Here is a 24,036-nt window from a genome sequence, read left to right as displayed (position 1 = left end):
CAAACGCTTAAATACTTGATCAATCAACACCTGTGCCAAAATCCAAAGCCTTTTCACTTAAAATGATAAAAATCTTTGACATTGATAAGAAAATGATGTAAATTACCTTATGGACGAACATTTATAAAACAACCAAACTTTAATATTCGTGTTTAGGGGTGTAATAATGGAAAATGTATTTGATTACGAAGATATTCAATTAATTCCTGCAAAATGCGTGGTTAATAGCCGCTCTGAATGTGATACAAGTGTGACACTGGGTGGACATAAGTTCAAATTGCCGGTAGTTCCTGCCAATATGCAAACCATTATTGATGAAAAAATCGCTGTATACTTAGCTGAAAATAATTATTTTTATATCATGCATCGCTTCGAGCCTGAAAAACGAATTTCATTTATTAAAGATATGAAATCACGCGGTTTGATCTCTTCTATTTCTGTAGGTGTTAAGGATGAAGAGTATGCATTTGTAGAGCAGTTAGCAGAAGAGAAGCTGACACCGGAATTTATTACAATCGATATTGCCCATGGTCATTCCAATGCCGTAATCAGCATGATTCAACATATAAAAAAACACGTACCCGAGAGCTTTGTGATTGCCGGGAACGTTGGTACTCCAGAAGCTGTAAGAGAATTGGAGCATGCTGGTGCTGATGCTACAAAAGTGGGAATCGGACCAGGGAAAGTATGTATCACGAAAATCAAAACCGGCTTTGGCACAGGTGGCTGGCAGCTGGCTGCTCTACGCTGGTGCGCAAAAGCCGCTACAAAACCAATCATTGCTGATGGTGGTATCCGTACTCACGGTGATATCGCAAAATCAATTCGTTTCGGAGCGTCAATGGTGATGATCGGGTCACTATTTGCTGGCCATGAAGAGTCCCCGGGAGATACAATTGAAAAAGACGGCAAGCTATTCAAAGAATACTTTGGATCAGCTTCAGAGTTCCAAAAAGGCGAAAAGAAAAATGTTGAAGGTAAAAAGATGTTTGTAGAACATAAAGGGTCACTGGAACACACTCTGACCGAAATGGAACAAGACCTTCAATCCTCTATCTCCTATGCTGGCGGTACGAAGCTAGAAGCCATCCGTACAGTGGATTATGTAGTAGTGAAAAACTCAATCTTCAACGGAGACAAAGTATATTAATCCCCTATTATCATAACTTTTAGCCGGGTACACTCGTATCCGGCTCTTTTTATTAGGGACGGACCTCTATACCTCTTTACTGTCCGAATTATCGAAGTTTTTGTCAATCGGAGGTCCGTCCCTCTTAACTTTTTATAGACACCAGTGGAAATTAAGCTATAATTAGCTTTAATATTATCTTGGGAGGTGAAGTGACTATGATGAGATTGCTTTTATTGATGGTATTGAGCATGGTGTTTGGGACAGTTCCCGTTCAACAACAGAATCAAAGCCCGATTTTCTTGAATTTTGATAATGTGGCTACTATTTCTGACCATGTATTATTAACCGATGCAGACATGATTATCGACGTGGTCCCTTCCCTCATTCAAAAACAAGATGGTATGACTTCTAATAAAACTTCCATTCTTTCAACATTACACTTCAAACTAATCCCTTTAGCCGGATGTCTATTAAGCACTGAGATTTTTCCAGACTCAATGGGCTTTCTTGAAGTAGTCATGTCCCATTCAAATTACCTCTGATTCATTCCATTCTAAAAGTACATGTGATCGTAAACCCTTTTTTCTCTTAGCAGTTAAGAGTTTCTTTGTAGTGCCCATTAATTATAAACACTGGTCCTTGAAAATTAAATTAAATTGAGGTGCATTCATATGAGAAATTATGAATATCGTAATGAATCCATTGCTTGTTATTTATTCTGTTCTCTTTTCCTACTTAGCTTTGTTGGAACGATAATTGTATCTGGAGAATTGAGTGGAAATAGCATCATTTCATCCGTCCCTAATTTCTCTTGGGATATGATGATTAAGTGGAAAGAAATTGTTGAAATATTCGACTTAAAGTAAAAGTAAACTTGCCTTTCAAAAAATACTTCTATAAAAAGTGAGGAAATGAAAATGAACCTGGGCTTCGGTGAAATTGCGATAATTTTATTCGTTGCACTCCTGTTCTTTGGACCAAGCAAACTTCCAGAGCTCGGAAAAGCTGCCGGTGCATCTTTGAGAGAATTTAAACAGGCGGTAAGTGGATTGATGGAAGATGAGGACAAAAATCATGGTGAGAAGAGTATTACTCAAGATAAATAGTTAGTAGTTAGAGTATTTAGGGACGGACCTTTAAATGACCAGAATCCACATTCATCGGCGTCTTTTATCTTTTCAAGGTCCGTCCCTCATCCCTACTACTCATCCCTAAAAAAGCGAACCTACGAAATTGTAGGTTCGCACTGTTATTAAGTGAATTTGATGTGTTGCAGCGGTTTGATGGCTTGTAGAGACTGTGTTTCTCCGTAGAAAAGGATGCTCGGTTCTATTACGGTGGTTTCGCCCGTTGCTGCAGACCACTTGTTTGTTGATGCAATCAGGAGCACATCTTGGTTCAAATAAGCTTCTGACCGTTTTCTGGTGCTTGGGTGAACAAATGTAACAGATTCTGGGTGATCATCTGAGCCAACAGTAATAAATGGTGTATCCCTCAATACGAATTCCTCAACGCCTGCACAGTACTTATGGACAATACCTTGTGTTGGAAGTTTAACGAAACTGGACGTCAATGTTTCTCCTGGCATGAAGAATGCCTCTAGATCCAGCAACTCTTCAGTAAACGTCCGTCCAGAATTCTGCTGAATCTCTGCATATACAGCCAGGACAGGCACCTCTGGGAGTGTTAACGCATACTGACGAAGAACAATCCCCTTCATCTTTTCATGCTCCTGAAATTCTGTCGTTAAACAAATACCTGCCCATTGATGGCCGTGTTGATCCAACTTGGTTACAGATCCAATTGCAGTATCCTCTTTCAACATTGAATAGGAACTAACAGCTTGGAAAGAGTATCTGATACCTCCACCCCACGGATTCCACCAAGCCCGTGGACCCGGGTTTGGGTATTGATGATCCAACGTTTCCTTACCGTCAATCGATAAGGAATAGATACCAGGGTAATAAGCAGATGACGCTTTAAACGAAATGACGCCATTATCTACAGACCAGCCATCTTCGTTCCCATCGACTTTTACCTCCCTCTTACCCTTAACAAGTTGCAAAGCTTCTATTTTTCCGAAATGACTTTGGGAATCGAATTCCCCAGCTATCCATTTTACACCTGGTGATGAATGTGCAAGTTCAAGGTTTAAACGGGTTACCGACTCAGCTTTATCCACTTCTTTCACTAATGTTTCGTTTTCTGTTTGAACGGTTAATGTACCATGAATATAAGGAGTCAGCATGGAACGGAAAGAATGATCTTCCGTTTCACCAACGGAAGAAACAATATCTCCAACTTTTTTCTCTAAAGCATATAGGGGCAGCTCTTTCAATTCCCTTTCATGACCCGCCACCAATTCCCGCCACTTAGACCAGTGGTTGGTTGAATTGATCCCGACCTGGATGGGACCTAAACACCTTTCTTCTTGGGGTTGTATCAGGTCGATTTCATATTCAAGAGCCATTCGCCAATCATCTTTTCTTGCAAGAGCTTCTTCTGGCCATGCAAGTCCGATAGTATCACCAATCGAAGAACGTGTGAAAATCCAACGTTCAGCCATATCCTTTTCATTAATATACTCCATAAAAGGAACCAGTGGCTCGTTCCCCATTAAGACTCCATCCCTTTGTGGGATAGCCATTCCTTCAAAGTTTATAAAAACAGGCTGAATAAGGGAAAGATGCTTCCTGTCTTCTTCTCCAGTATTCACCACTTCATGCTTGATTTCCACTAAGCCGTCACCGTAAATAGTAAAATACGTATTCAGAAGCATAGAATAAAAGGCATCGGAACGTAATGTCGTTTTGATCACTAATGCTTCAGGAAGCTCAATATACTCCACAGAAGATGCTTCTTTCTTTGAAAACTCCTCACTGTATGGTTTTCCGAATTTTGGTGTGAAGAAAGTAATCGGATCCTGGGTTGAACTCATAGACCCGATTTTAACGATATGGTTTCGTTTTTCAATCTCAACATAATGTGGGCCATTAAACCCTGACCAATGCTCGTCTGTTTCTCCCCCGAATTTTGCCCCAAACCCTGGTAGAGCCAATGACAGTTGAGTGGCAAAAACAGTCACGTCCCCGTTTTTCTGTTCAACCTCTACTTTTATTTCTTCTGACAAAAAGCCATTTTTCAAAAGCTGGATCGGAATTGGTATCGAAACTCTCTTTTTCCCTTCGATCTTTGCCATCACACTTGAGGTTTCCCACTCTACAACCTTATTTACAGGCAGTTTGATTGTCCAGGTAGTTTCTTCTTCTAATTGGCTTTCTAAGTCAAGATAGAGCATCCCTTTACTATGGGGTTTCCAATTCTTTTTTATCGCTCTTAGATGAAGCTTCCCTGCTTGTTTAGGAAACAGTCCTATTGATAAAGGAACTGATTGACCGTCAACTTCAACCGTTACTCCAACAGTCGGGTGCTTTTTCCAAGGACTTGGTTCACTGGTTGGCATAGTGACCATTAAAGGGAATTCCCCCATCCAATTCTTTTTCACTAAAGCGCTCTCATGGAATTCATGCTTTACATAAGAGGATGATAACCCTCTTAGGGAGATTTCAACTGGTTTTTCTTTGCGGTTTTCTACATGATAGGTTACGTATTGTTCTTTTTTCTCGAGTATCTTGAAGTCAGGAAGCTTCATTTCTACTAAAAGATCCTGTGTTTCGATTAAACGAATGCCTCGCCCGGTTCGTTCAAATTGAATCCGAACGAACTCATCACCCGCTTCCCATCTATATTCATAATACGTGTGTTCTTTATCTTTCAGGCCATCTGGTTTGATTTCAATCAGGCGCTGACTCGTTGTGTACCAATCATACTTTTCAAAGAACGGCTTCAGGCAGTTGATTTGGAGCACCATCGGGATGAAATTCATCAGATGGACAGTGTCATCTCGCTCTTCCCAGAAGAAACCGCATTTTTTATATAGTGGTACGGCTTTGGTATTACCCGCCCACGTAAATAAATCAAGTCTTGGCCATTTTAACTCAACAGTTTTTTCTACTGCTTTCAATACGAGTTGTTTACCGATCTTCAAGCCCTGATACTTTGGGTGCACATTCAGAAGGGGGATGTAAAGGGCACCCTCGTCCTCGCGATATTCAGATAATCCACAGTAACCTGCCACCTCATCTCCCACCATGGCTATAAATAGATGGAGATTTGTAGAGTTAGTTTCTTTATCTTTCACATCTTGTTCAGAGGTGACAACGGAATCCCCACCCCAATTCTCACGGCTTTCATTCCACATTTTCGCTATCCCTTTTGCTAAGCCTTCATGATATTCTACGATCTTCACTTGCTCAAGCGTTGTCTTCATAATGTCCTCCCAAGCTAGGTTTTAATATATATAATCTCATCCTCATTGATTTTTTGCACTGCACCGACGATTATAATCATCGCCATCGCCTCCCTTCGTTTAGTTGGAAAGATTTTCTTCCTCACCCACAGTTTAAGATTTTATGATGAGTAAGTAAAGAATATTCTAACTAAGAAAGAAATTCATTAACATCTTTAATTGTAAGGAAATTGGAAAAGGGGAATAATTTTAGCAACACAAGATAACCCTACAAAATAAAAAGAGGGTAATGGCATTGAAAATGATTCGACTTGTTTCAGCTCTTCTCTGTATGATGTTTGTTGGGAACTTGGCAATCGATGACGGTATTCAGATTCTTCATGCGCAACATGAGATTCCTTCCTATGCAAAATGGGGAAGTCTTGCTGTGAGAAAGACGAAAGAACGATATCCTGACGCGGATATCGTTGATTATCTTCATATTGGAAAAGAAAATGGAACAAAAATTTCAACTGAAAAGTTCAAGCTTTGGTTAAGACGAGGCGGGAAAGAATTCGGTGTATTTGTTGATATTGAGTTTGAAACAGATAGTGAGAAACTGGTTGATATTAAGTTTAGGGAAACGGATCGATAATTCCAAAAAAGAGATCGAAGAACTGAGTAACCCTTCGATCTCTTTTTATGCCTTTCACTTTCTGCATACGCATTGCATGGAATACAAAAGATAGGGAATTAAAATGGATTATATGTGAATAGATGGGGCAATGATATTCAAGCTCATCATCCTTAGCTCATATACTATGTATTTCGGTTGAAGCCGTGGCAACTCCAATAATGAATCCATCCTCATTTAGTAAGGGATGTGCATAAACATTATAGGAGATTTTCCCAGATAATAATGGAATCGAAATCACTCGACTAATGGGGGTCTTTTCATCCAATACATCTTTCTTTAGCTTCATTAGTGCACGGTTTCCGTCATTGTCACCCAACTCTATGTCCGTTTTACCAATATGGTCTTCCGGAATGAGATCAGGAGTATTGAAAATCCAGGTATATCGTAATTGGGTATCACAATGAGCAAGGATGACAGGCGCATTCTGTAAGGCGATGGAGAAGGGATTTTCCTCCAGATTAAAACTGGATGCGTGAAAGTCAAGCACTTCTCCAAGCTTGATCGTTACCTCAGGACTCGGTTTGCGGATTCCATTTTCAATTTGGGCATAATAGGATCTTTCAATAAAGGCTTTTGCAGCCACTTCCTGCTGGGTCATCTTTTTCCTTTTTCTTAACTTAGTAAGCCAAGTCCTTTTATTCAACCCTCAATCCCCCCTTCTGAACCTTAATGGCAGAAAACAAATGTATACTTCACTTGAGAAAGTGTCTAAACAGACACTTTTTCAAGTGATTATATTCGGTATAATAGAATTGTAGGAATATATCGATAATAAACTCCCTATTCCTTTTCAGGCAGTGACCTCTTAATGAGACACCTTTACTTCCCCAATCAGTATTATTGCTCTAGTACTCTTTACTGAAAATCATAACATAGTATCCAACGTTTCCTCTATTCTTTTTTCCAAATATATTTACATAATTAGACAACCCGCAAAGTTGATTAATAGTAGGAGGTTATTATATGTCGATAAAGGCCGTTCAGGACGAAAACAAATACCTTGATTTCATTAAACGTATCATCGAATCAAAGTCGGGACTGATTCAGGAGAGAGCAAACAAAGACTCCTCCTATTCGAATATCGTGAATGTGTCACTTAGGAAATGGAGGGGGGATTCCATCGAGGTGCTGGCTCACTCATTGCGACAGGCTGATACTGATACACCACAAGGAACCATAGAAAAGTGGGCATGTTCCTCCGTGACGCTCTTCAAGCAGTTGGACGTGTCTCTGGAAGTAGCGATAAGTGATCTTCACTGCTTTCGGAGTGCAATCGGGGAAGTGATAAAAGCAGAGGCGATCGAGAAAGAGTTGTCGATTGAGACGTTTTACGATTTACTTTCTCGCTTTCACTCAGGTGTGGACCGGGCCATTTTCCGAATTACAATTGCCTATTCTCACCCCCTCTCGGATGCGATCAGCTCAGAGCTTTCCATTCCCATCGTCAAGGTGACCAATTCGATTGCCATTCTTCCCCTCATCGGAGACATTGATTCCACACGAGCGAAGGATTTAATGGAAAGGGCACTCACTAAAGGATCGGCATTGGGTTTACAGTATCTCATTATTGATTTGTCCGGAGTTTCCGTTGTCGATACGATGGTGGCAGATCAGTTATTTAAAGTGGTGGCCGCGCTTAAATTAGCCGGGATTCAAGCAGTTTTGACTGGTATCAGACCAGAAATAGCTCAAACCATGGTCAATCTTGGCATTGTCATCAACCATATCCCGACTTTCGCAAGTCTTCATACAGCCCTAATCCATTTACAAAAAAGCAAAAGCACCCTGAGGTTTTAGGGTGCTTTACTTTTGTGGTTCATCTGCTCTTCTGATTGTCTTCATTGATCAAAAAATCGAAAATCAACTTCCCGATCTGAGCAATGGTATCCTTCCCTGATTCGTTTTCTCCAAGCTCATCGATTAAAACAGCTATGTAGGCAGTTTTATTTCCGAGCTTTAAGATGGCGCAATCATGCTCGATCCCCGGTAGTTCTCCTGTTTTATTTGCCACAAATACAACTTCTCGATCCATCCTTGAAGGGAGCTTATTATCAAATTGCTGCTTATGTAAGATATGTACCATTTTTTCGCGGCTGGTTTGACTGAATTCCGGACTGTTATCCAGTACCTTTAAGCAAGAGATGATATCTAGTGCCGAAGTATCGTTATTCAAGCCCTGCTCCATTGCTTTAAAATCCATAAGCTTCCTACGAAGTTTGGTTTGCTTTAATTTTAAAGAGTTGCAAAGTTCTTGTATTGCATTTGAACCAAGTCGGTCTATAAGAAGATTTGAGGCCGTGTTATCTGAAACGATGATCATAAGAGTGAGGAGGTCTTCTATTGTCAGTGATAGGTTCTCTGAAAGTGCCGCGAGTACTCCGGCGCCCCCCACTCTTCCTTCTCTGGGAACGGTAACCTTTTCACTAAGGGAAATCTTCCCTTCCTCTGATTGACGGAAGCCTTCTAGTAAAATGGGAATCTTGATTAAGCTGGCAGCAGAATAAGATCTGTCCCCATTGATTTGGATGGATTGTGATGGAAGGTCAATGGCAACACTGACCCTCCCATTACAAAGATCCATTACTTCCCGTATTTTATGTTCAAGTAATGTCTTCATTTATCTCCTTCATCCCTTTACTTAGTGACTGCTACTTCGTCATGATCCCTTGCGACTTCCTTGTCGTAAAGGTGACAAGCCACAAAGTGCTTTTCCTCTATTTCCTGCCATTTAGGCTTATGGGTGGCACATGCTTCCATGGCTGCAGGGCAACGGGTCCTGAATACACAGCCACTTGGTGGATTGATCGGACTGGGGATTTCCCCTTGAATAATCATTCGTTCACGCTCATCCTCTACATCGGGATCAGGAATGGGGATCGCCGAAAGTAAGGCTTGGGTATAGGGGTGAAGAGGCTTCTTATAAAGCTCCTTACTCTCGGTTAACTCAACCATATGTCCCAGGTACATCACTCCGATGCGGTTACTAATATGCTTTACCATTGATAAATCATGAGCAATGAATAAAAATGTCAAACCCTTTTCTTTTTGAAGTTTTTTCAGTAGATTTACAATCTGAGCTTGTACGGAAACATCCAGAGCAGAAATCGGTTCATCGGCGATAATGAAGTCTGGGTTAAGGGCCAGCGCCCGAGCTATGCCAATACGCTGACGCTGTCCACCACTGAATTCGTGGGGATAGCGATTAGCATGATCCCTATTCAATCCGACGTCTTCCAGCAGTTGATAAATACGTTCCATCTGTTCTTTTTTATCCCGGTATAAATTGTGGGCTTCCATCGGTTCTGCAATAATTTCACGGACCGTTGAACGTGGATTAAGAGAAGCGTACGGATCCTGGAAAATCATCTGCATGTTTCGATAAAAGGATAGCTTTTCTTTTTCAGAGAGTGTGTGAACGTTCTTCCCGTCATACAGGACTTCTCCTTCTGTCCTGTCATACAAACCGATAATGGTACGGCCTGTGGTCGACTTCCCACAACCCGATTCCCCTACTAATCCAAATGTCTCACCTTTATAAATATCAAATGAAATACGATCTACTGCCTTCAAGGTTTTCCCTTTCTCAAGCTGAAAGTATTTTTTCAATTCCTTTACTTCGAGTAGTTTGTGATTCGTCATGATGATTCCTCCTTTTCCTCCCAGTAGCGTCTTGCGATACATAATTCTTTCTCGTAGTAGGTACCTTTCAGTGAGAGAATTTCAATGGTTTTCCCAGTATTGGGAGAGTGGATCATTTGTCCGTCACCATGATAGATCCCAACGTGATGAATGTTCCCCTTACCTTCTTCATATGCAAAAAATAAGAGATCACCAGGCTCTAATTGATCCAGTTCTACTTCTATTCCCTCTTTTGCCTGGTCATTTGCATCACGGGGAATCAGATAACCATTTGCCTTGCACATGGTATAGCTGAACCCTGAGCAATCAAACCCATAGCTCGTCATCCCACCCCATAAATAAGGAAGATGAAGAAAGGCTTCTCCTGAAGTGACGATGTCTTGGCCGCTCCCCTTTTGATCGTTACCCTTCGCGGATGAGATAAATACATCTTTCTGCTTTACGAAGCGTGTACCTATCGGGGTGGCCACTTCAATAACGTGATCATGCTCTTTTACAACGGGTAAAATCGTTTGAAAACTCAGTTCCAACTCGATCTCGTTTTTTTCATTGATTAAATCCGTAAATTTGCTTTTGACGATGGCATATGTATCCGTTTGAGGTAGTTCCCCTTGTGAAAGTTGAACACTTGGAACCCAACCAGGGTATCCTCTACTGTCTTTCGATGAGGCTTGTTCTGGAATGATCACATGGGACCAACCATTACTCTCTTCCATCACCAATACTTCTTGGCCGAATAATGCTTGAGATTGTATACGGTTTTCATCGCACAGAGCCAACCGGGTTGCATGTGTTAAGGAATCTAACCATTCGTTGATTCGAACGGGATTGGAAACGGCAGGTGAATCCAAATCACGGGCTGAATCCTTGGATGTCCATACGGTTGATACGGGTACTGCTATTAGCGCTTTTGTCGTCATATTAATTCCCCCTCGCATTCACTTAAAATAGTACTCCCTCTATCCCTAACCCGGGTTGGGTGGGCATCGTGATCACTCGACCGTTATATTCTATGCCTCCCTTTACAATATCTTTTGCCAACATAAGAGGGGCGTCGAAATCAAATCGGGTCACGTTTTTCTTGCTTGCTGCAAAATGAGCTGCGGCCGTAATACCAAGGCGTGTTTCAATCATGCTCCCTACCATACATTCGACACCACAAATCTCCGCCAGATCGTTAATTTTCTGAGCGTAATAAATGCCGCCGGCTTTCATGAGTTTGATATTGATCAGGTCTGCACTGCGGGTTTTTAACACCTCAAATGCTTGATATGGTGTAAAAACACTCTCATCTGCCATAATCAGTGTATCCACTCCATCAGTGACTCTCTTCAGCCCTTCAATGTCATGAGCAGGTACAGGCTGTTCGACTAATTCAATATTAAGATCAAGGTCTTCCATTTTACGAATCGCTTTGATAGCAGCTTTCGATTCCCAGCCTTGATTGGCATCCAGTCGAATTTTGATATCGTATCCGATTCGTTGACGGATTTCATGAATTCTTTTAATATCAGTCTCTATTTCATCTTTTCCCACTTTTACCTTCAGTACGTTGAATCCCTGCTTCACATATGCTTCTGCATCCTCACCCATCTCCCTTGGGCTATTTACACTCACTGTATAATCCGTTTCCAGTTCATGACGGTACCCGCCAAGAAATTGATAGAGTGGAAGATTGCAGTGCTGAGATAGGCAATCATATAGGGCCATATCAACAGCAGCCTTTGCGCTTGAGTTACGGACAAGTAATGAATGTAATCGCTGAAAAATCTGTTCATAATTTAAGAGATCCTTGCCTATGAGGGCAGGCTTGATCACTTGTCTTATAGCCGACTCAATGCTCGGTAAGCTGTCCCCTGTAATCACGACAGTTGGCGGTGCTTCTCCCCATCCAACAGTCCCATCATCACAGGTTATTTTCACTACGATGGATTCTGCCACTTCAACGGTTCGTAAAGCAGTTTTGAAAGGAGTATGCAATGGGACAGCCGTTCGGAATGTTTCCATTTGATGGATCTTCATTTATCATTATCCTCGCTTATACCAGTTTCGACTATGAATGTTTGGTCATGTGTGTTCATTCTTCCTATGCTCCCAACAGGGATGGCGATACTTGGAGAGGAATGTCCGATCTTAAACCCTTTTAGTACGGGCTTACCTGCATTTGAGATATGTTCCTTGAGCACCTCATCGAGAGTCAGGGATTGATCGCGTTTTTCCGGCACACAGTTTTTGAAGTCCCCGATGATGATTCCACATGCGTCATGGAATTTCCCCGCCATTTTTAGCTGATTCATCATTCTGTCCACTTTATAGGGTTCTTCATCAATATCCTCGATAAATAGGATCTTACCTTTTGTATCCACTTCAAAAGGAGTACCTAATGTGCTTACCAATAAGGTGAGGTTCCCACCGATTACAGGGCCGCTTGCCATGCCTTCTACAACTGTTTCCAATGGGGATAGTTTACTTGTGTATACGATGTCTTTCGATTGAAAAAGCTGTTCAAAAGACTTCTTTGTTAAGTTATGTACATCAGAAAGACCAATATCAGAACTTAACATAGGGCCATGGAATGTCACGATTCCTGTTTGTTGATGAATGGCTGTATGTAAAAAGGTGATATCACTATATCCCCAAAAGATTTTAGGATTTTCCCTTATCAAGGTGTAATCCAATCGGGATGCGATCCGTCCTGTCCCGAAACCGCCGCAAGTACAAAAGATGGCTTTCACCTCATGGTCTTTAAACATCATATGTATGTCTTCTATCCGTTCTTCATCATAACCTGCCAGGTAACCATATTTCTTATGGACAGATCTCCCAAGCTTTATGTCCAAACCTAATTCTTCAAGAAATGATATGGCTTTTTTTAATGGTCCAGGTTTAGGAGGGCTTGCTGGAGCAATGACTCCTACTGTATCCCCTGCTCCCAGTTTTGACGGTTTTATCACCATGCGTTCTTTACCCCTTTCGTAGAAAAAGAGGGAGCAAACACAAGGCTTCTAGTAGCCTTGCGTCTTCTCCACTCACTTTTGGTTATAGCAATTATTTCTTATCTGCCCATTTTAATTCCATGTATCCAACTGGATGACGAACAATGCCGGATACATCTTCATTCTGTAAGTACACGTGGTTGTAGAAGTGGATTGGAATGATCGGCATTTCGTCCATTAAGATTTTCTCTGCTTCATACATTAATTCGAAGCGCTTCGCTTCATCTGCTTCATTCATGGCTTCTTTGATTAAGCTGTCAAACTTTTCATTACTCCAACCTGTTCGGTTCATAGAGTGGCCTGTTTGGAAGTTTTCCAAGAAATTGATCGGGTCTGCATAGTCTGCCAGGAATGAGCTTCGTGATAATTGGAACTTCAATGCTTTTTGCTCGTCCTGGAATACGTTCCATTCCATATTGGCTAATTTCACGTCTACCTCTAGGTTCTCCTTGAACATTTGTTGAAGGGCTTCAGCGATTTTTTGATGTGTATCACTTGTACTGTACGTTAAGGTTACCTCTGGTAACTTATCGTAACCTTCCTCTTTCATTCCTTTTTCCAGAAGGGCTTTTGCTTCTTCAACATCTGTTTTCACTAAATCTCCGTTAGCTTCACGGAAGTCTTTTCCTGAAGGATCCTTGAACCCTTTCGATACGAAGCCATATGCTGCTTTTTCTTTGTTCTTTGTCACAAAGTCGACCATTTGCTGTTGATCAACTGCCATGGCGAATGCTTTGCGGATGTTTTGATTTTGGAAAGGCTCTTTTTCTAAATTGAAACGGTAGAAGTAGGTTCCTGCTTGATCTTCTACATTGACTTTCCCTTCTTCGAATAACTGCTTACTTAAATCAGCCGGTACGTCTGCTGTATCCAGCTCACCTGTTTTGAATAATTGATAATCTGTATTTGTATCGTTAACCATTGCCCAGTGAACCTTGTCCAATTTCACTGAATCTTTATCCCAGTATTGATCATTCTTTTCCATGACAAAATGGCTGTCATGCTCCCACTCAGTTAATTTAAACGGCCCATTTGCAACGAATGTATCCGCTTCTGCAAACCACTCAGGGTTTTCGGTAGCAACCTTCTCATTGATCGGGAAGAATGCCGGATTCGCAATGACGCTTAAGAAATAGGCTTGTGGACTTGTTAAAGTGACCTCGAATGTTTTCTCGTCCTTCGCTTCTACCTTCACTTCATCAGCAGACCCTGTACCTGTATTGAAGGCTTCTCCACCTTCAATGAAATAACCTAAGAAAGCAGCCGGTGATCCTGTTTCGGGATTCAACAGACGTTTCCAAGCAAATACAAAGTCTCCAGCGGTAACATCATCACCATTGGACCATTTGGCATTATCACGAATGTGAAACGTGTATACTTTTCCATCTTCGGACACGTCCCATTTTTCTGCCATGGCTGCTTCGGGTTCATGATTGGCGTTTAAGCGCGTCATCCCCTCCATTAAATTGTTTAATGCTGTCCAGGAGTAGGAGTCGAATCCAATTGGAGGATCAAAAGACGTTGGTTCAGCACCATTATTCAAGTGAAGAACCTTTCCTGCATTTTCTTTCTTACTGTCTCCACTGCTTGACTCACTGCCTGCATCCTTCGTGGCTGTACAAGCTGCCAACACAAACAAGAGCATACCCACTAAAAAAACTGATAATAGCTTCTTCATGTTCTTCCCCCTCTTATTCTTTTTATCTATCAAACAATTAACTTAACGGAAAGTTAAGCTAATCGATGAAAGCATCGCTTTTTTGGCACGTTTATCCTGAAGCCAGCAGTCGACATGGTGATCGTTTGATAGCTGTGTTTTCGCTGGATACACACGGTCGCACACTTCCATCGCCTTTTCACACCGGGGAACGAAAGGACATCCGATGGGTGGTGAAAATAAATCTGGCGGTGAACCGGGTATCGGAATCAGATCTTCCCCATCAAGATCAAGCCTTGGAACTGATTTCAGCAAACCTTGTGTATACGGATGCTGAGGGTGATAGAAGATTTCTCTTCTGTTTCCTTCCTCTACAATTTTCCCGGCATACATGACGGCGATCCGATCAGCAACTTGAGCTACAACACCCAAATCATGGGTGATCAAAATGATCGAGACCCCGGTTTTCTGCTGGATCTCTTTGAATAATTCCAAAATCTGCGCCTGAATGGTTACATCGAGGGCTGTTGTTGGCTCATCTGCGATTAACACGTCTGGCTCACATACGAGTGACATCGCAATAACAATACGCTGTCGCATTCCCCCACTAAATTGATGGGGATATTGCTTTAATCGTTCTTCCGGGTTTGGAATACTAACAAGCGTCAGCATCTCAATCGCTCTTTGTCTGGCTTGTTTCTTGGATACATCGTTATGCTGCAGAATTCCTTCTATAATTTGTTCCCCGATTGTCAGGGTTGGGTTTAGAGCCGTCATGGGATCCTGAAAAATCATGGAAATGTCAGCTCCCCGGATCTTTCTCATTTGTGGCTCGGTCAGTTTCAAAAGGTCTCTTCCCTTGAAAAGAATCCTTCCGTTCGTCACCTTTCCCGGAGGATCCGGAATCAATCTCATAATGCTTTGAGACGTTACGCTCTTACCGCATCCTGATTCGCCCACAATGGCAAGCGTTTCCCCTTTGTTTAAATCAAAGCTCACTCCCCGAACCGCTTTAACTTCTCCTCCATATGTCGAGAAATGTACATGGAGATCCTGTACAGATAATACTTGATTCATGATGATTCATTACCTCCTTAGCTTCGGATCAAGTGCATCTTGGAGTCCGTCACCCAAAACGTTGAATGAGAACATAGTCAGTGAAATAAATAAAGCCGGGAAGAATAAACGCCACCAATAGCCTGATAGAATCGTAGATAAGCCGTCATTGGCCATGACTCCCCAACTCGCAAAGGGTGCTTGAATTCCCAATCCAAGGAAGCTTAGGAATGCTTCAGCAAAAATAGCGCTTGGTACGGTCAGTGTCATCTGAACGATAATCGGCCCCATCGTATTAGGCAGTAGATTCTTACGAATGATACGGGCCGTCTTTGTTCCAAACGTCTTAGAAGCCAGAATGAATTCATAGTTTTTGATTTGGAGCACCTGGCCCCTTACAATCCTGGCCATCCCAATCCAGCCCGTTACGGTTAAAGCAACGATAATCGTGAGTAGCCCGGGACCCATTACGACCATTAATAAAATAACGACTAACAAGTATGGCAAACCGTAGAGAATTTCAACAATTCGCATCATCACGTTGTCTGTTTTTCCACCTTTATAGCCGGCAATGCCTCCATAGACGATCCCGATAACAAAATCAATCAGTGCTGCCATAAATCCTACAAACAATGAGATGCGTGCCCCGTACCACGTACGGGTAAATACATCTCGTCCCATATCGTCGGTACCAAACCAGTGATCACCGGAAGGCGGCAGGTTTTGGTTCGAGAGCGTTTGTTTCGTCACATCATGGGGAGAAATAATGGGTCCAATGACAGCCATCACGATCAAACCTATTAAAAATACAAAGCCAAGCATCGCCAGCTTATTTTTCACAAGACGCTTCCACGCATCCTGCCAATAAGATAGACTCGGTCTGACCACCGCTTCTGCATCAACTTTATTCCTCTGCTTGGGTGTGAACCATTCATCGAGCACATCTGGAGTCACATTTGTCTCTTGGTGTTTTGGAACCCCCATTATTTCGCCTCCTTCTTGTGTAACTTAATACGTGGATCAAGGAAACCATAAGCTAAATCAACTAGAAACAGCATGAGTATGAGAAATGCACTGTAAAATACAGTCGTTCCCATAATGACAGGATAATCACGCTGATTGATGCTCTCCACGAAATACTTTCCCATTCCGGGAATAGCAAAGATTTGCTCAATAACGAATGTTCCTGTTAGGATTCCTGCTGCTAGAGTACCCAGTACGGTTACAACCGGCAGTAAGGCATTGCGCAGGGCGTGCTTAAACACAATCTTGATTGGTGACAACCCTTTGGCCCGGGCTGTTCGAATATAATCCTGGGTTAACACTTCCAACATACTTGAACGAGTCAGACGTGCTATGATCGCCATTGGCCCTGTCGCTAATGCCAAGGTCGGAAGAACCATGTGCCGCCAGCTCGTCCATGTGGCTACAGGAAGGATTCCCCAGTTTACTGCCACTTGCTGAATAAGTAACGTGGCCATTACAAAGTTTGGAATGGAAATCCCCAGTACGGCAAACGTCATAGCCATATAATCTATCATTCCGTTATGTCTAAGGGCAGCCAGTATTCCCAGGATGATCCCGGAAAGAACAGCAATCACGAGAGTAATCATCCCTAATTCAAAGGAAATCGGAAATCCCCTGCCTAATAAATCATTAACGGTCTGAGATGGCTGTGTAATAGATGGACCTAAGTCCAATGAAACCAGAGACTTTAAATAGAGAAAATATTGAACCATCAACGGCTCATTCAAATGATAATGAGCTTCTAAATTCTGCTGTACGATCTCACTTGTGTTTCGCTCTTCATTAAAAGGTGACCCTGGTATGGCATGCATTAAGAAAAATGTTAATGTCACAATAAGCCATAATGTAATCACCATGGCCAGTAGCCGTTTTAACAGATATGTACCCATTGATCTCACACTTTCTAACAGAATGTTGTTCGCATCGCCAGTTCAGTCATTACAAGCATGGCTCTATAGGCTTCAAGGATATCTTTCGCCTCAAATCGTACAGTCGTTGTGCCCGCTTCTAATTCTGTCCCTGGCATGAGGCTTGCCCACTCCGCTTGACCGTAATTCGCAAATTCGATTCGCAAAGTCGGATGGTCAGGTGGAGTGAGAGCTTTTACATTTTCTTTATTATGTATCGCTTCTTCGGTTTTCTCCTTTAATAATTGAGCTGACTTCAGAGGAGTAAGGCTTTTCGCCACAGAGCGGGAAATTGTTTCCTTCACGACGGCTGTCGTAACATTAGGGATCAATGCTTCTGCCTCAAGTGCCGCCTGGTCATCCCCGGCAACCATTAACACCGGAACCCCGTAAAACCCTGCAACATACGCATTAAAGCCGAGCTCACCCACGGCAATATCATTGATATACATGTTGCGCACGCCGAAGATCATCGAATGGGACATCACCCCCTTCGTCGAAGCCCGTGCGTGATAGCCCACAAAAAAAGCCCCATCAAACGTTTCATCCAGTCCTTGAACCATAGAATATGGTTTCACTCCCCCAGATATCAACTTTGTTTCAGGGTGCAGCTTTTCAATTAACAGATTGTTCATTTGTGAATGGCTATCATTAACCAGTACTTCGGCGCAGCCTGTCTCAAAGGCAGCAGAAACCACAGCATTGGCTTCATCCGTCATAATGATTCTCCCGCGCTCATAATTATGCTTGCTCGAATCGACGTGTGAATGATCAACTAAGCCTGTAATCCCTTCCATATCCACCGACATGTATAAATTCATATTGTGTCCCCCCTTTCCTAGGAAATATTTATTAAATTTTCTTAATATTATAATTATTAATTCGCCTAATTACAACATTTTTTGAATAAAAAGGAATTTATTCCTATTTTCATAAAATAAGGTGAATAGGACTATGTTTCTTTTCATACCACATGAGTTTTTCACCATTTATAACAAAAAATAGGTATTTAGAATGTATAAACTCGAAGAGAAACTAAAGGTGCGATGAATTTCATAATCGAAATCACACCGCACAGTTTTGTTTTAGTACATATCAAATATCATTGTATTTGAGAGTTCAATGGAGGATAAATGACCTAGGTTCATTATATTAATATGTTTCGAATGTCTTTAGTCGTTTTATGACATGATTTTTAAGTTTGGTATGTGGATACATTGTAATCCTATGGTTGGTTGATGATGGAGAGGTTTTGATTACGTTTCGCTGATATATTTTGGAGTTCGCTGATATAATGAAATTTTCGCTGATATATTCTGAGTTTCGCTGATAAAATGAAATTTCCGCTGGTATATTCTGAGTTTCGCTGATAAAACGAAATTTCCGCTGATTTATTTTGGAGTTCGCTGATAAAAAAGAAATTCGGTTGATAAATTTACTATTTCGCTACTAAACGTATCATCTTTTATTCATTCTCACTCCTATTTCGCCTTCCCAAAAGAAAAAAGAAAAAGACCTGGAGAAAAAATCTCTCCAGGTCTTTTGCACGGTTCATGTATATTAGCTTATTTTATTCAAAAGTTTTTCTGAGTGCTGAGAGCCCATCTCTGCCACTAAATCCAGTAATTCTGCTTTCGTTGTCTCATCTAGGCCTTTATAAATAAGGAAAGCTTGCGTTGCGTCAGAAGTAATTAACTTTCTGTATAACTTTGATATTCTTTTACTCCTGTGGGTGTCCATTAGATCCTCCTCTATAAATCCTTTCTGTTATTATAATAAATATAGGCTTGTTTTTTCAATATATTCTTTAAAAATTAATTATGTAACTAAAATGATTCAATTATTTTACAAATTTACTAATGGTCAACCCTGGAGGAGAAAATAATTTTCTTAGACCTTTACACGTTGGTGATTATCTATAAGAAAAATCAGGTGCTAATGTTCCAAACTCAAGTGCTTCGAGAATGATTTCCTCAGAGAAACCTGTATACTGAGAAAGCATTTGGATTGTAATTTTCTGAGATTTACGAGAAGCTTGGTTTTTTGCCATATGTGTTTGATACAAAACAATTGAATATTTGTCATGTATATTGAGCAACGATCGTCACAGCTCCTATTATTCTCTCCTCACAAGGTTGCGGGTAAAGGCTACTTACTATTTACCCAAAGAACTTTTTTAAAAACGTATCCTGAGCTGTAATAATTTTTAAATTTTTTCGTTGACTTTGATACGGTTTGAAATGCTCATGGCAAGTTAATGTGTTTTTAATCAATGGGGGTTACTGCTGTTTATCCGACCTATTGCTCCTCAGCGAATTCATACTGTTTATACTCTCCATTATTGGATGAGAGCTTCAGAATATTGCGGTCCTCAGGAACTCCTTTAAAAAAAGCCCCAATACACCCAGTGGTACAACGATGCCCAGAGATCAGGATATTCCTTTCACTTTCTCCATGATTCGCCTTAAGTTCCTCCATAAATGAAAAAACTCTCTTCATGTATTGATCCGTTTGTTCAACACCATTATAGATATGTGGATCAGGGAGGAGCCCGGCCATTTTCACTTCACATTTTTGCAGTCCATCTGCTTCTCCCAGATCAAATACATCCAATCTTGAATCAACAATTGCTTTCATCCCCGTGCTAATTTCAGCAGTTTGTATCGCTCTTTCTTGAGGTGAGGAAAAGACGTAATCGAAAGTGATCTGAGAAAGAATGTGGTTAAGGTTTTCAGCTTGTCTTATACCTTCTTCATTTAAGGGCAGACCCTTTCTTCCCTGTAGTCTGCCCTCTTTGTTTAGTGTGGTTTGACCGTGTCTGATGACGTAAATCATATGTCTGATCCTTTCCATAGTGGCGTTATTTAATGCGTAATATTGAGCGCTAGTCATCTATGTATCTATATCCAGAAAGATAATTATTTAGCTTTTCCTCTCTTTTGTTTCTCTATTTGAAACACAACAAATGCAACTCCGATGAGTCCAACAATCCCGAACACGCCTGCAATGAGCCCTTGAATGGAAATTGTAAAGAGTGAGAATCCCATGATAAAACTTAAACCTACAAATAGGAGAAGTATCCAATGGGCAAATCTGGATATAAAATTGTTCATAAAACACCTCCATAAAATGAAATATTTATATAATATTAACATAATAATCCAATTTTCCCCACAAAAAATAAGCTACCCCGCAGGATAACTTATTTTCCTTAACTATAAATTTTCGAGAAACAATCGAACAACATCTGCACCACCGATGACGGTACCCAGTGTGCTTCCGAGGTTAGCCAGTACGACAATTAGTAAGATGCGGGTAACTTTGTTTCTCCAGAACCCTCTGACACTTAAAACGTCTTCAGATAGTGAGTCAAAGTCACCGACATTCGGTCTGCGGAAATATGCTTGTACGAATCCAGCAAACCATCCGGCTGCAAGGAGTGGATTTAATGAAGTGATTGGTGCTGCAACGAAAGCTGTTAATATCGCCAATGGATGTCCTAATCCAATGGCTACACCAAGTGCAGAAAAACCACCGTTCCACAGTATCCAACTGATTCCCTGCTGGATCCCTGCATCCGGGTTGGAAATGAAGGTATAAGCAATCACAGCAAGAATCGTGATGGGAATAGCCCAGCCGATAATCTTTGGCCATTTTGATTTAGCAGGTCTTTCGTTCAGTTTGTCTAAATCATGTTCTTTATAGATTTCCTTTGTGATACCAGGAACATGAGCTGCCCCTAAAACCGCAACAACTCTCTCTCCCGGCGCATCTTTAATTTTCTGAGCGAGGTATTGATCACGCTCATCAATTAATGGCGTTTTCAATTTTGGAAACACCTGGGTAAATTCATTTAGCATCGAATCCAGCATATCTTGAGATTTGATTCTCTCGAGTTCTTCTTCTGTAATGGTATCGTTGCTGAAGATGCTATATATGATTTGGGTCATAAGTTTAGCCTTGCCACTGAATCCTACTGCATTCCATATACGGGAAAATGTGATTTGAATGTTTCGGTCAGCTAAGACGAGTTCGGCACCCGTTTCTCTCGCTGATTCAATTCCCTGAATCATTTCCTGACCCGGCTTGATCCCGAATTGCTTGGCCATCCTTCTCTGGAATGATCCGATTGCAAGGTTCATAAGAAGCAAAGTTGCTTTTTTGTCTTTAATGACCTGAAAGATGTCTGTGTCTTTCCATTTATCTCCCTCAACGATTGACTGATACCTCGGTTCATCCAGTTCAACACAAACCGTGTCGGGCTGCTCTGACTCAATTACTTCTTTTACCTGTTCTGCGCTCAGACGCGATACGTGAGCCGTACCGATGAGAATATATTCCTTCCCATCCATATGTATTCTTGTAATATTCTTCTCGTTTTCTGTCGACATAGGGTACCTTCCTTTAATTCCGTTGACTTGCGTATAAATTGAATCTTCCTCATAATGATAAACTAGTTTTGTCAAAATTTAAATAAATTCTGTTCAAAATCAAGAAAGATATTGGTTGTCAAGGTCGTATTTATGTGTTTTGAATAGGTTGAGGTTGAAACTTTTGAAGTATTGTTGGGTACTACTCCGACTTAACGGCGAATTCATTATTAAGAACGTTCATTATTTACTACTCAAAAAAAGACCTCACCCTAATAGATGAGATCCCCTATATCAATCAATACCCACTCCTCTTCCCCCTTACAGCATCACTCACAATATCATACATTTTTTCAACACCTTTAGCAGAAGCTTCAAATTGATAGGAATTCTCAATGTCAATCCCAATATTCATGCCTTCTTCCTTAGCATCGATATTCGCTCCGAGAAAAATGAACTCCCAATTGTATCGCTCCTGCTGATGATTGATGAGGTCCTTCACTTTACTGGCCGAAAACTCGACGCTCGCATTTTCCATACCATCAGTTGTAATGACGAAAATGACTTTACCTGGTCGTTCAACTTCTTCAAGATTGGATAAGCGATGACCTACTTCGAGAATCGTTTTTCCCACAGCATCCATCAGAGCAGTGCAGCCCCTTACATAATACTCCTCTTGTGTGAGCTTTACATTATTAGCCTCTATTCCACTCCATAATGGCTCAACCTTATCATCAAAAAGAACGGTAGTAACGAGGGTTTCACCCGGTAGTTGACTCTGCTTTTCAATAAAAGAGTTAAAACCTCCAATCGTATCACTTTCAATGCCACTCATTGATCCGCTTCTGTCTAACAGGAAAATAATTTCAGTTAAGTCAGTATTCATTTTGTTCCATCCTCTCTTCATTGTTTCTGATATAATCATAAACACGAATAGTAACAAATGGGTCGCCTCGTAAGCGACATTTTGGAGGTGAACGGATGCTTAATGAAAAGATTTTGCAGGAACTTCATGATTTCGTGGAAACAAATAGAGAAATACGGATATATGATATACATAAAGAAGAACCCTTTTTAAGTGATAAGGTTTACTCCAGTGAGCTTGAGGAATTTATTGAGATGCATCAATCCGCTCCTTTTTCACAACTGTTGTTTCAATTTATAGATGCCAAGGGTCAAACAGATACTTCCATCTATAAAAAAGCAAGAATGGACAGGAAGCACTTTTCTAAAATCAGATCGGTTCCTGATTATAAACCGGGTAAACGAACAGTAGTAGCCTTATGTCTTTCTCTTGAACTGACCCGGGAAGAAACTGATGATTTACTGAGTGCAGCGGGTTTCTCCCTTTCAGATAGTGATCGATTTGACCTTGTGATCCAGTTTTGTATAGATAAGAAAATCTATGATATAGACGATGTGAATCAGGCACTATATTCCCTTAGGTTAAACGTACTATAAAAAAGTAGAGTGCTAGAATGGCACTCTACTTCTACTAATATTTCTTTTCGATTTTTTCTTGTAATGTTTCGATTTTTTCCGGAAGAACAAATAAGTATTCAATGAGGCCTTCTAATAATTCCATCAATAAGCCGGCTGTTTCATCGTCGATTTCCCTCTCCAATTCAAGCATTTCATAAAAGGGCGAGTTTGGATGAACAAGGTGGCTCAGTGCCTGGATAGGTTTTGTGAGATCGACATTCTTTGGCAACTGGTCGAATTGTTCCGATAAGGATTGCCCGTTTACTTTGTCACCGTTAAAATTCTTTAGAACACTCTCGAGCACACGCTTCGACATAACTGCGGTGGCAGAGTTATCCTTAGACTGGCTGACGTTCAATGCGGAACGAAATGACCGGACGAGATCTTGGGGTATGCGTTTATTTCCTTGAATCTGATCCAACGGTCCGTTCGTTGCCAGCGGATCGTAAATATAAAGGCCCGCTTCCTCTCTTCTATTGACCGAGTCATCATTAAGCATAATGACGAATAGAGCAGGTTTCTTACATTCTGAACAATTTGCATCTGCAAACAACCCTGTTTTGTTCACTTGATAAAAATTGGCCTTCAGTAAAAATTCACTTGTCTTAGAACAGCTTGGACATTGACTTTTAACTTTCTTAGGAACTTTTTGATAACCGTACTGGATATGAGACAGTACAGATCCCGGTAATATTTCTCTCATTTGAACCTCCTAAAAAACGAGCCTTATACATTTTAACTATTTAGAAAATTTAAGATAAAAACGCTTTCCTTATATCAAAATT

General features: G+C 41.0%; 24 protein-coding genes. 6 read left to right on the top strand and 18 right to left on the bottom strand.

Annotated elements, in window-relative coordinates:
- Nucleotides 1-166 precede the first annotated feature (166 nt).
- The 3 genes from guaC to ACCB35_RS11065 all read left to right on the top strand — a co-directional run bounded on the left by guaC (nucleotide 167) and on the right by ACCB35_RS11065 (nucleotide 2,238).
- The gene (guaC, locus tag ACCB35_RS11075; RefSeq protein WP_374056912.1) at nucleotides 167-1,150 is read left to right on the top strand and encodes a GMP reductase; all 984 of its coding nucleotides are present in this window, start codon (nucleotides 167-169) and stop codon (nucleotides 1,148-1,150) included.
- 197 nt (nucleotides 1,151-1,347) lie between these two features.
- Nucleotides 1,348-1,674 (top strand): hypothetical protein, encoded by a 327-nt coding sequence (locus tag ACCB35_RS11070; protein ID WP_374056911.1) that lies wholly within the window; start codon nucleotides 1,348-1,350, stop codon nucleotides 1,672-1,674.
- A gap of 375 nt (nucleotides 1,675-2,049) precedes the next feature.
- Complete coding sequence (locus ACCB35_RS11065; protein WP_374056910.1) at nucleotides 2,050-2,238, top strand: twin-arginine translocase TatA/TatE family subunit; 189 nt, start codon at nucleotides 2,050-2,052, stop codon at nucleotides 2,236-2,238.
- A gap of 146 nt (nucleotides 2,239-2,384) precedes the next feature.
- Here ACCB35_RS11065 and ACCB35_RS11060 read toward each other — a convergent pair whose 3' ends face one another.
- A complete protein-coding gene (locus ACCB35_RS11060; protein ID WP_374056909.1) occupies nucleotides 2,385-5,462 on the bottom strand; it encodes a GNAT family N-acetyltransferase in 3,078 nt (1,025 codons plus the stop codon).
- A gap of 310 nt (nucleotides 5,463-5,772) precedes the next feature.
- Here ACCB35_RS11060 and ACCB35_RS11055 point away from each other — a divergent pair, with 310 nt between their 5' ends.
- Entirely contained in the window at nucleotides 5,773-6,075 is a 303-nt protein-coding gene (locus ACCB35_RS11055; RefSeq protein ID WP_374056997.1) for a DUF3889 domain-containing protein, read from the top strand.
- A 157-nt stretch (nucleotides 6,076-6,232) separates the two neighbouring features.
- On the opposite strand, the gene ACCB35_RS11050 is transcribed toward ACCB35_RS11055, so the two are convergent.
- Entirely contained in the window at nucleotides 6,233-6,760 is a 528-nt protein-coding gene (locus ACCB35_RS11050; RefSeq protein WP_374056908.1) for a helix-turn-helix domain-containing protein, read from the bottom strand.
- A 320-nt stretch (nucleotides 6,761-7,080) separates the two neighbouring features.
- On the opposite strand from ACCB35_RS11050, the gene ACCB35_RS11045 reads away from it, so the two are divergent.
- A complete protein-coding gene (locus tag ACCB35_RS11045; protein ID WP_374056907.1) occupies nucleotides 7,081-7,914 on the top strand; it encodes an STAS domain-containing protein in 834 nt (277 codons plus the stop codon).
- Between the two features lie 19 nt (nucleotides 7,915-7,933).
- On the opposite strand, the gene ACCB35_RS11040 is transcribed toward ACCB35_RS11045, so the two are convergent.
- The 15 genes from ACCB35_RS11040 to ACCB35_RS10970 form a co-directional block, all read right to left on the bottom strand.
- A complete protein-coding gene (locus ACCB35_RS11040; protein WP_374056906.1) occupies nucleotides 7,934-8,734 on the bottom strand; it encodes a serine hydrolase in 801 nt (266 codons plus the stop codon).
- Between the two features lie 17 nt (nucleotides 8,735-8,751).
- Nucleotides 8,752-9,756, bottom strand: a complete 1,005-nt coding sequence (locus tag ACCB35_RS11035) for an ABC transporter ATP-binding protein (protein ID WP_374056905.1) — start codon at nucleotides 9,754-9,756, stop codon at nucleotides 8,752-8,754.
- Nucleotides 9,753-10,676 (bottom strand): NlpC/P60 family protein, encoded by a 924-nt coding sequence (locus ACCB35_RS11030; protein ID WP_374056904.1) that lies wholly within the window; start codon nucleotides 10,674-10,676, stop codon nucleotides 9,753-9,755. The genes ACCB35_RS11035 and ACCB35_RS11030 overlap by 4 nt, the downstream gene beginning before the upstream one ends.
- Nucleotides 10,677-10,698: 22 nt before the next feature.
- Complete coding sequence (locus ACCB35_RS11025; protein WP_374056903.1) at nucleotides 10,699-11,778, bottom strand: mandelate racemase/muconate lactonizing enzyme family protein; 1,080 nt, start codon at nucleotides 11,776-11,778, stop codon at nucleotides 10,699-10,701.
- Entirely contained in the window at nucleotides 11,775-12,713 is a 939-nt protein-coding gene (locus ACCB35_RS11020; protein ID WP_374056902.1) for an LD-carboxypeptidase, read from the bottom strand. The genes ACCB35_RS11025 and ACCB35_RS11020 overlap by 4 nt, the downstream gene beginning before the upstream one ends.
- Nucleotides 12,714-12,804: 91 nt before the next feature.
- A complete protein-coding gene (locus ACCB35_RS11015) occupies nucleotides 12,805-14,430 on the bottom strand; it encodes a peptide ABC transporter substrate-binding protein (protein WP_374056901.1) in 1,626 nt (541 codons plus the stop codon).
- 42 nt (nucleotides 14,431-14,472) lie between these two features.
- Complete coding sequence (locus ACCB35_RS11010; protein ID WP_374056900.1) at nucleotides 14,473-15,486, bottom strand: ABC transporter ATP-binding protein; 1,014 nt, start codon at nucleotides 15,484-15,486, stop codon at nucleotides 14,473-14,475.
- Between the two features lie 9 nt (nucleotides 15,487-15,495).
- Entirely contained in the window at nucleotides 15,496-16,449 is a 954-nt protein-coding gene (locus ACCB35_RS11005) for an ABC transporter permease (protein ID WP_374056899.1), read from the bottom strand.
- The gene (locus ACCB35_RS11000; protein WP_044337092.1) at nucleotides 16,449-17,381 is read right to left on the bottom strand and encodes an ABC transporter permease; all 933 of its coding nucleotides are present in this window, start codon (nucleotides 17,379-17,381) and stop codon (nucleotides 16,449-16,451) included. Before ACCB35_RS11000 ends, ACCB35_RS11005 begins: the two co-directional genes overlap by 1 nt.
- Nucleotides 17,382-17,395: 14 nt before the next feature.
- The gene (locus ACCB35_RS10995; protein WP_374056898.1) at nucleotides 17,396-18,220 is read right to left on the bottom strand and encodes a M55 family metallopeptidase; all 825 of its coding nucleotides are present in this window, start codon (nucleotides 18,218-18,220) and stop codon (nucleotides 17,396-17,398) included.
- A gap of 1,091 nt (nucleotides 18,221-19,311) precedes the next feature.
- Nucleotides 19,312-19,449, bottom strand: coding sequence for a hypothetical protein (locus tag ACCB35_RS10990; protein ID WP_374056897.1), 138 nt, complete (start codon nucleotides 19,447-19,449; stop codon nucleotides 19,312-19,314).
- A gap of 248 nt (nucleotides 19,450-19,697) precedes the next feature.
- A complete protein-coding gene (locus tag ACCB35_RS10985) occupies nucleotides 19,698-20,234 on the bottom strand; it encodes a histidine phosphatase family protein (RefSeq protein ID WP_374056996.1) in 537 nt (178 codons plus the stop codon).
- An 83-nt stretch (nucleotides 20,235-20,317) separates the two neighbouring features.
- On the bottom strand, nucleotides 20,318-20,512 hold the full coding sequence (locus ACCB35_RS10980) for a hypothetical protein (protein WP_374056896.1): 195 nt from the start codon (nucleotides 20,510-20,512) through the stop codon (nucleotides 20,318-20,320).
- Nucleotides 20,513-20,614: 102 nt separating this feature from the next.
- Entirely contained in the window at nucleotides 20,615-21,790 is a 1,176-nt protein-coding gene (locus ACCB35_RS10975) for a TraB/GumN family protein (protein ID WP_374056895.1), read from the bottom strand.
- 277 nt (nucleotides 21,791-22,067) lie between these two features.
- Nucleotides 22,068-22,655 carry a VWA domain-containing protein gene (locus tag ACCB35_RS10970; protein ID WP_374056894.1) on the bottom strand — a complete coding sequence of 196 codons (588 nt, stop codon included), beginning with the start codon at nucleotides 22,653-22,655 and terminating at the stop codon, nucleotides 22,068-22,070.
- A gap of 95 nt (nucleotides 22,656-22,750) precedes the next feature.
- On the opposite strand from ACCB35_RS10970, the gene ACCB35_RS10965 reads away from it, so the two are divergent.
- On the top strand, nucleotides 22,751-23,230 hold the full coding sequence (locus tag ACCB35_RS10965; RefSeq protein ID WP_044337111.1) for a hypothetical protein: 480 nt from the start codon (nucleotides 22,751-22,753) through the stop codon (nucleotides 23,228-23,230).
- 34 nt (nucleotides 23,231-23,264) lie between these two features.
- Here the strand turns inward: ACCB35_RS10965 and ACCB35_RS10960 are convergent, their stop codons facing one another.
- Complete coding sequence (locus tag ACCB35_RS10960) at nucleotides 23,265-23,954, bottom strand: hypothetical protein (RefSeq protein ID WP_044337113.1); 690 nt, start codon at nucleotides 23,952-23,954, stop codon at nucleotides 23,265-23,267.
- Between the last annotated feature and the right edge of the window lie 82 nt (nucleotides 23,955-24,036).

The sequence above is a fragment of the Rossellomorea sp. FM04394 genome (assembly GCF_041889765.1).
GTDB lineage: Bacteria > Bacillota > Bacilli > Bacillales > Bacillaceae_B > Rossellomorea > Rossellomorea aquimaris_B.
This window is presented reverse-complemented; position numbering and strand designations above follow the sequence as displayed.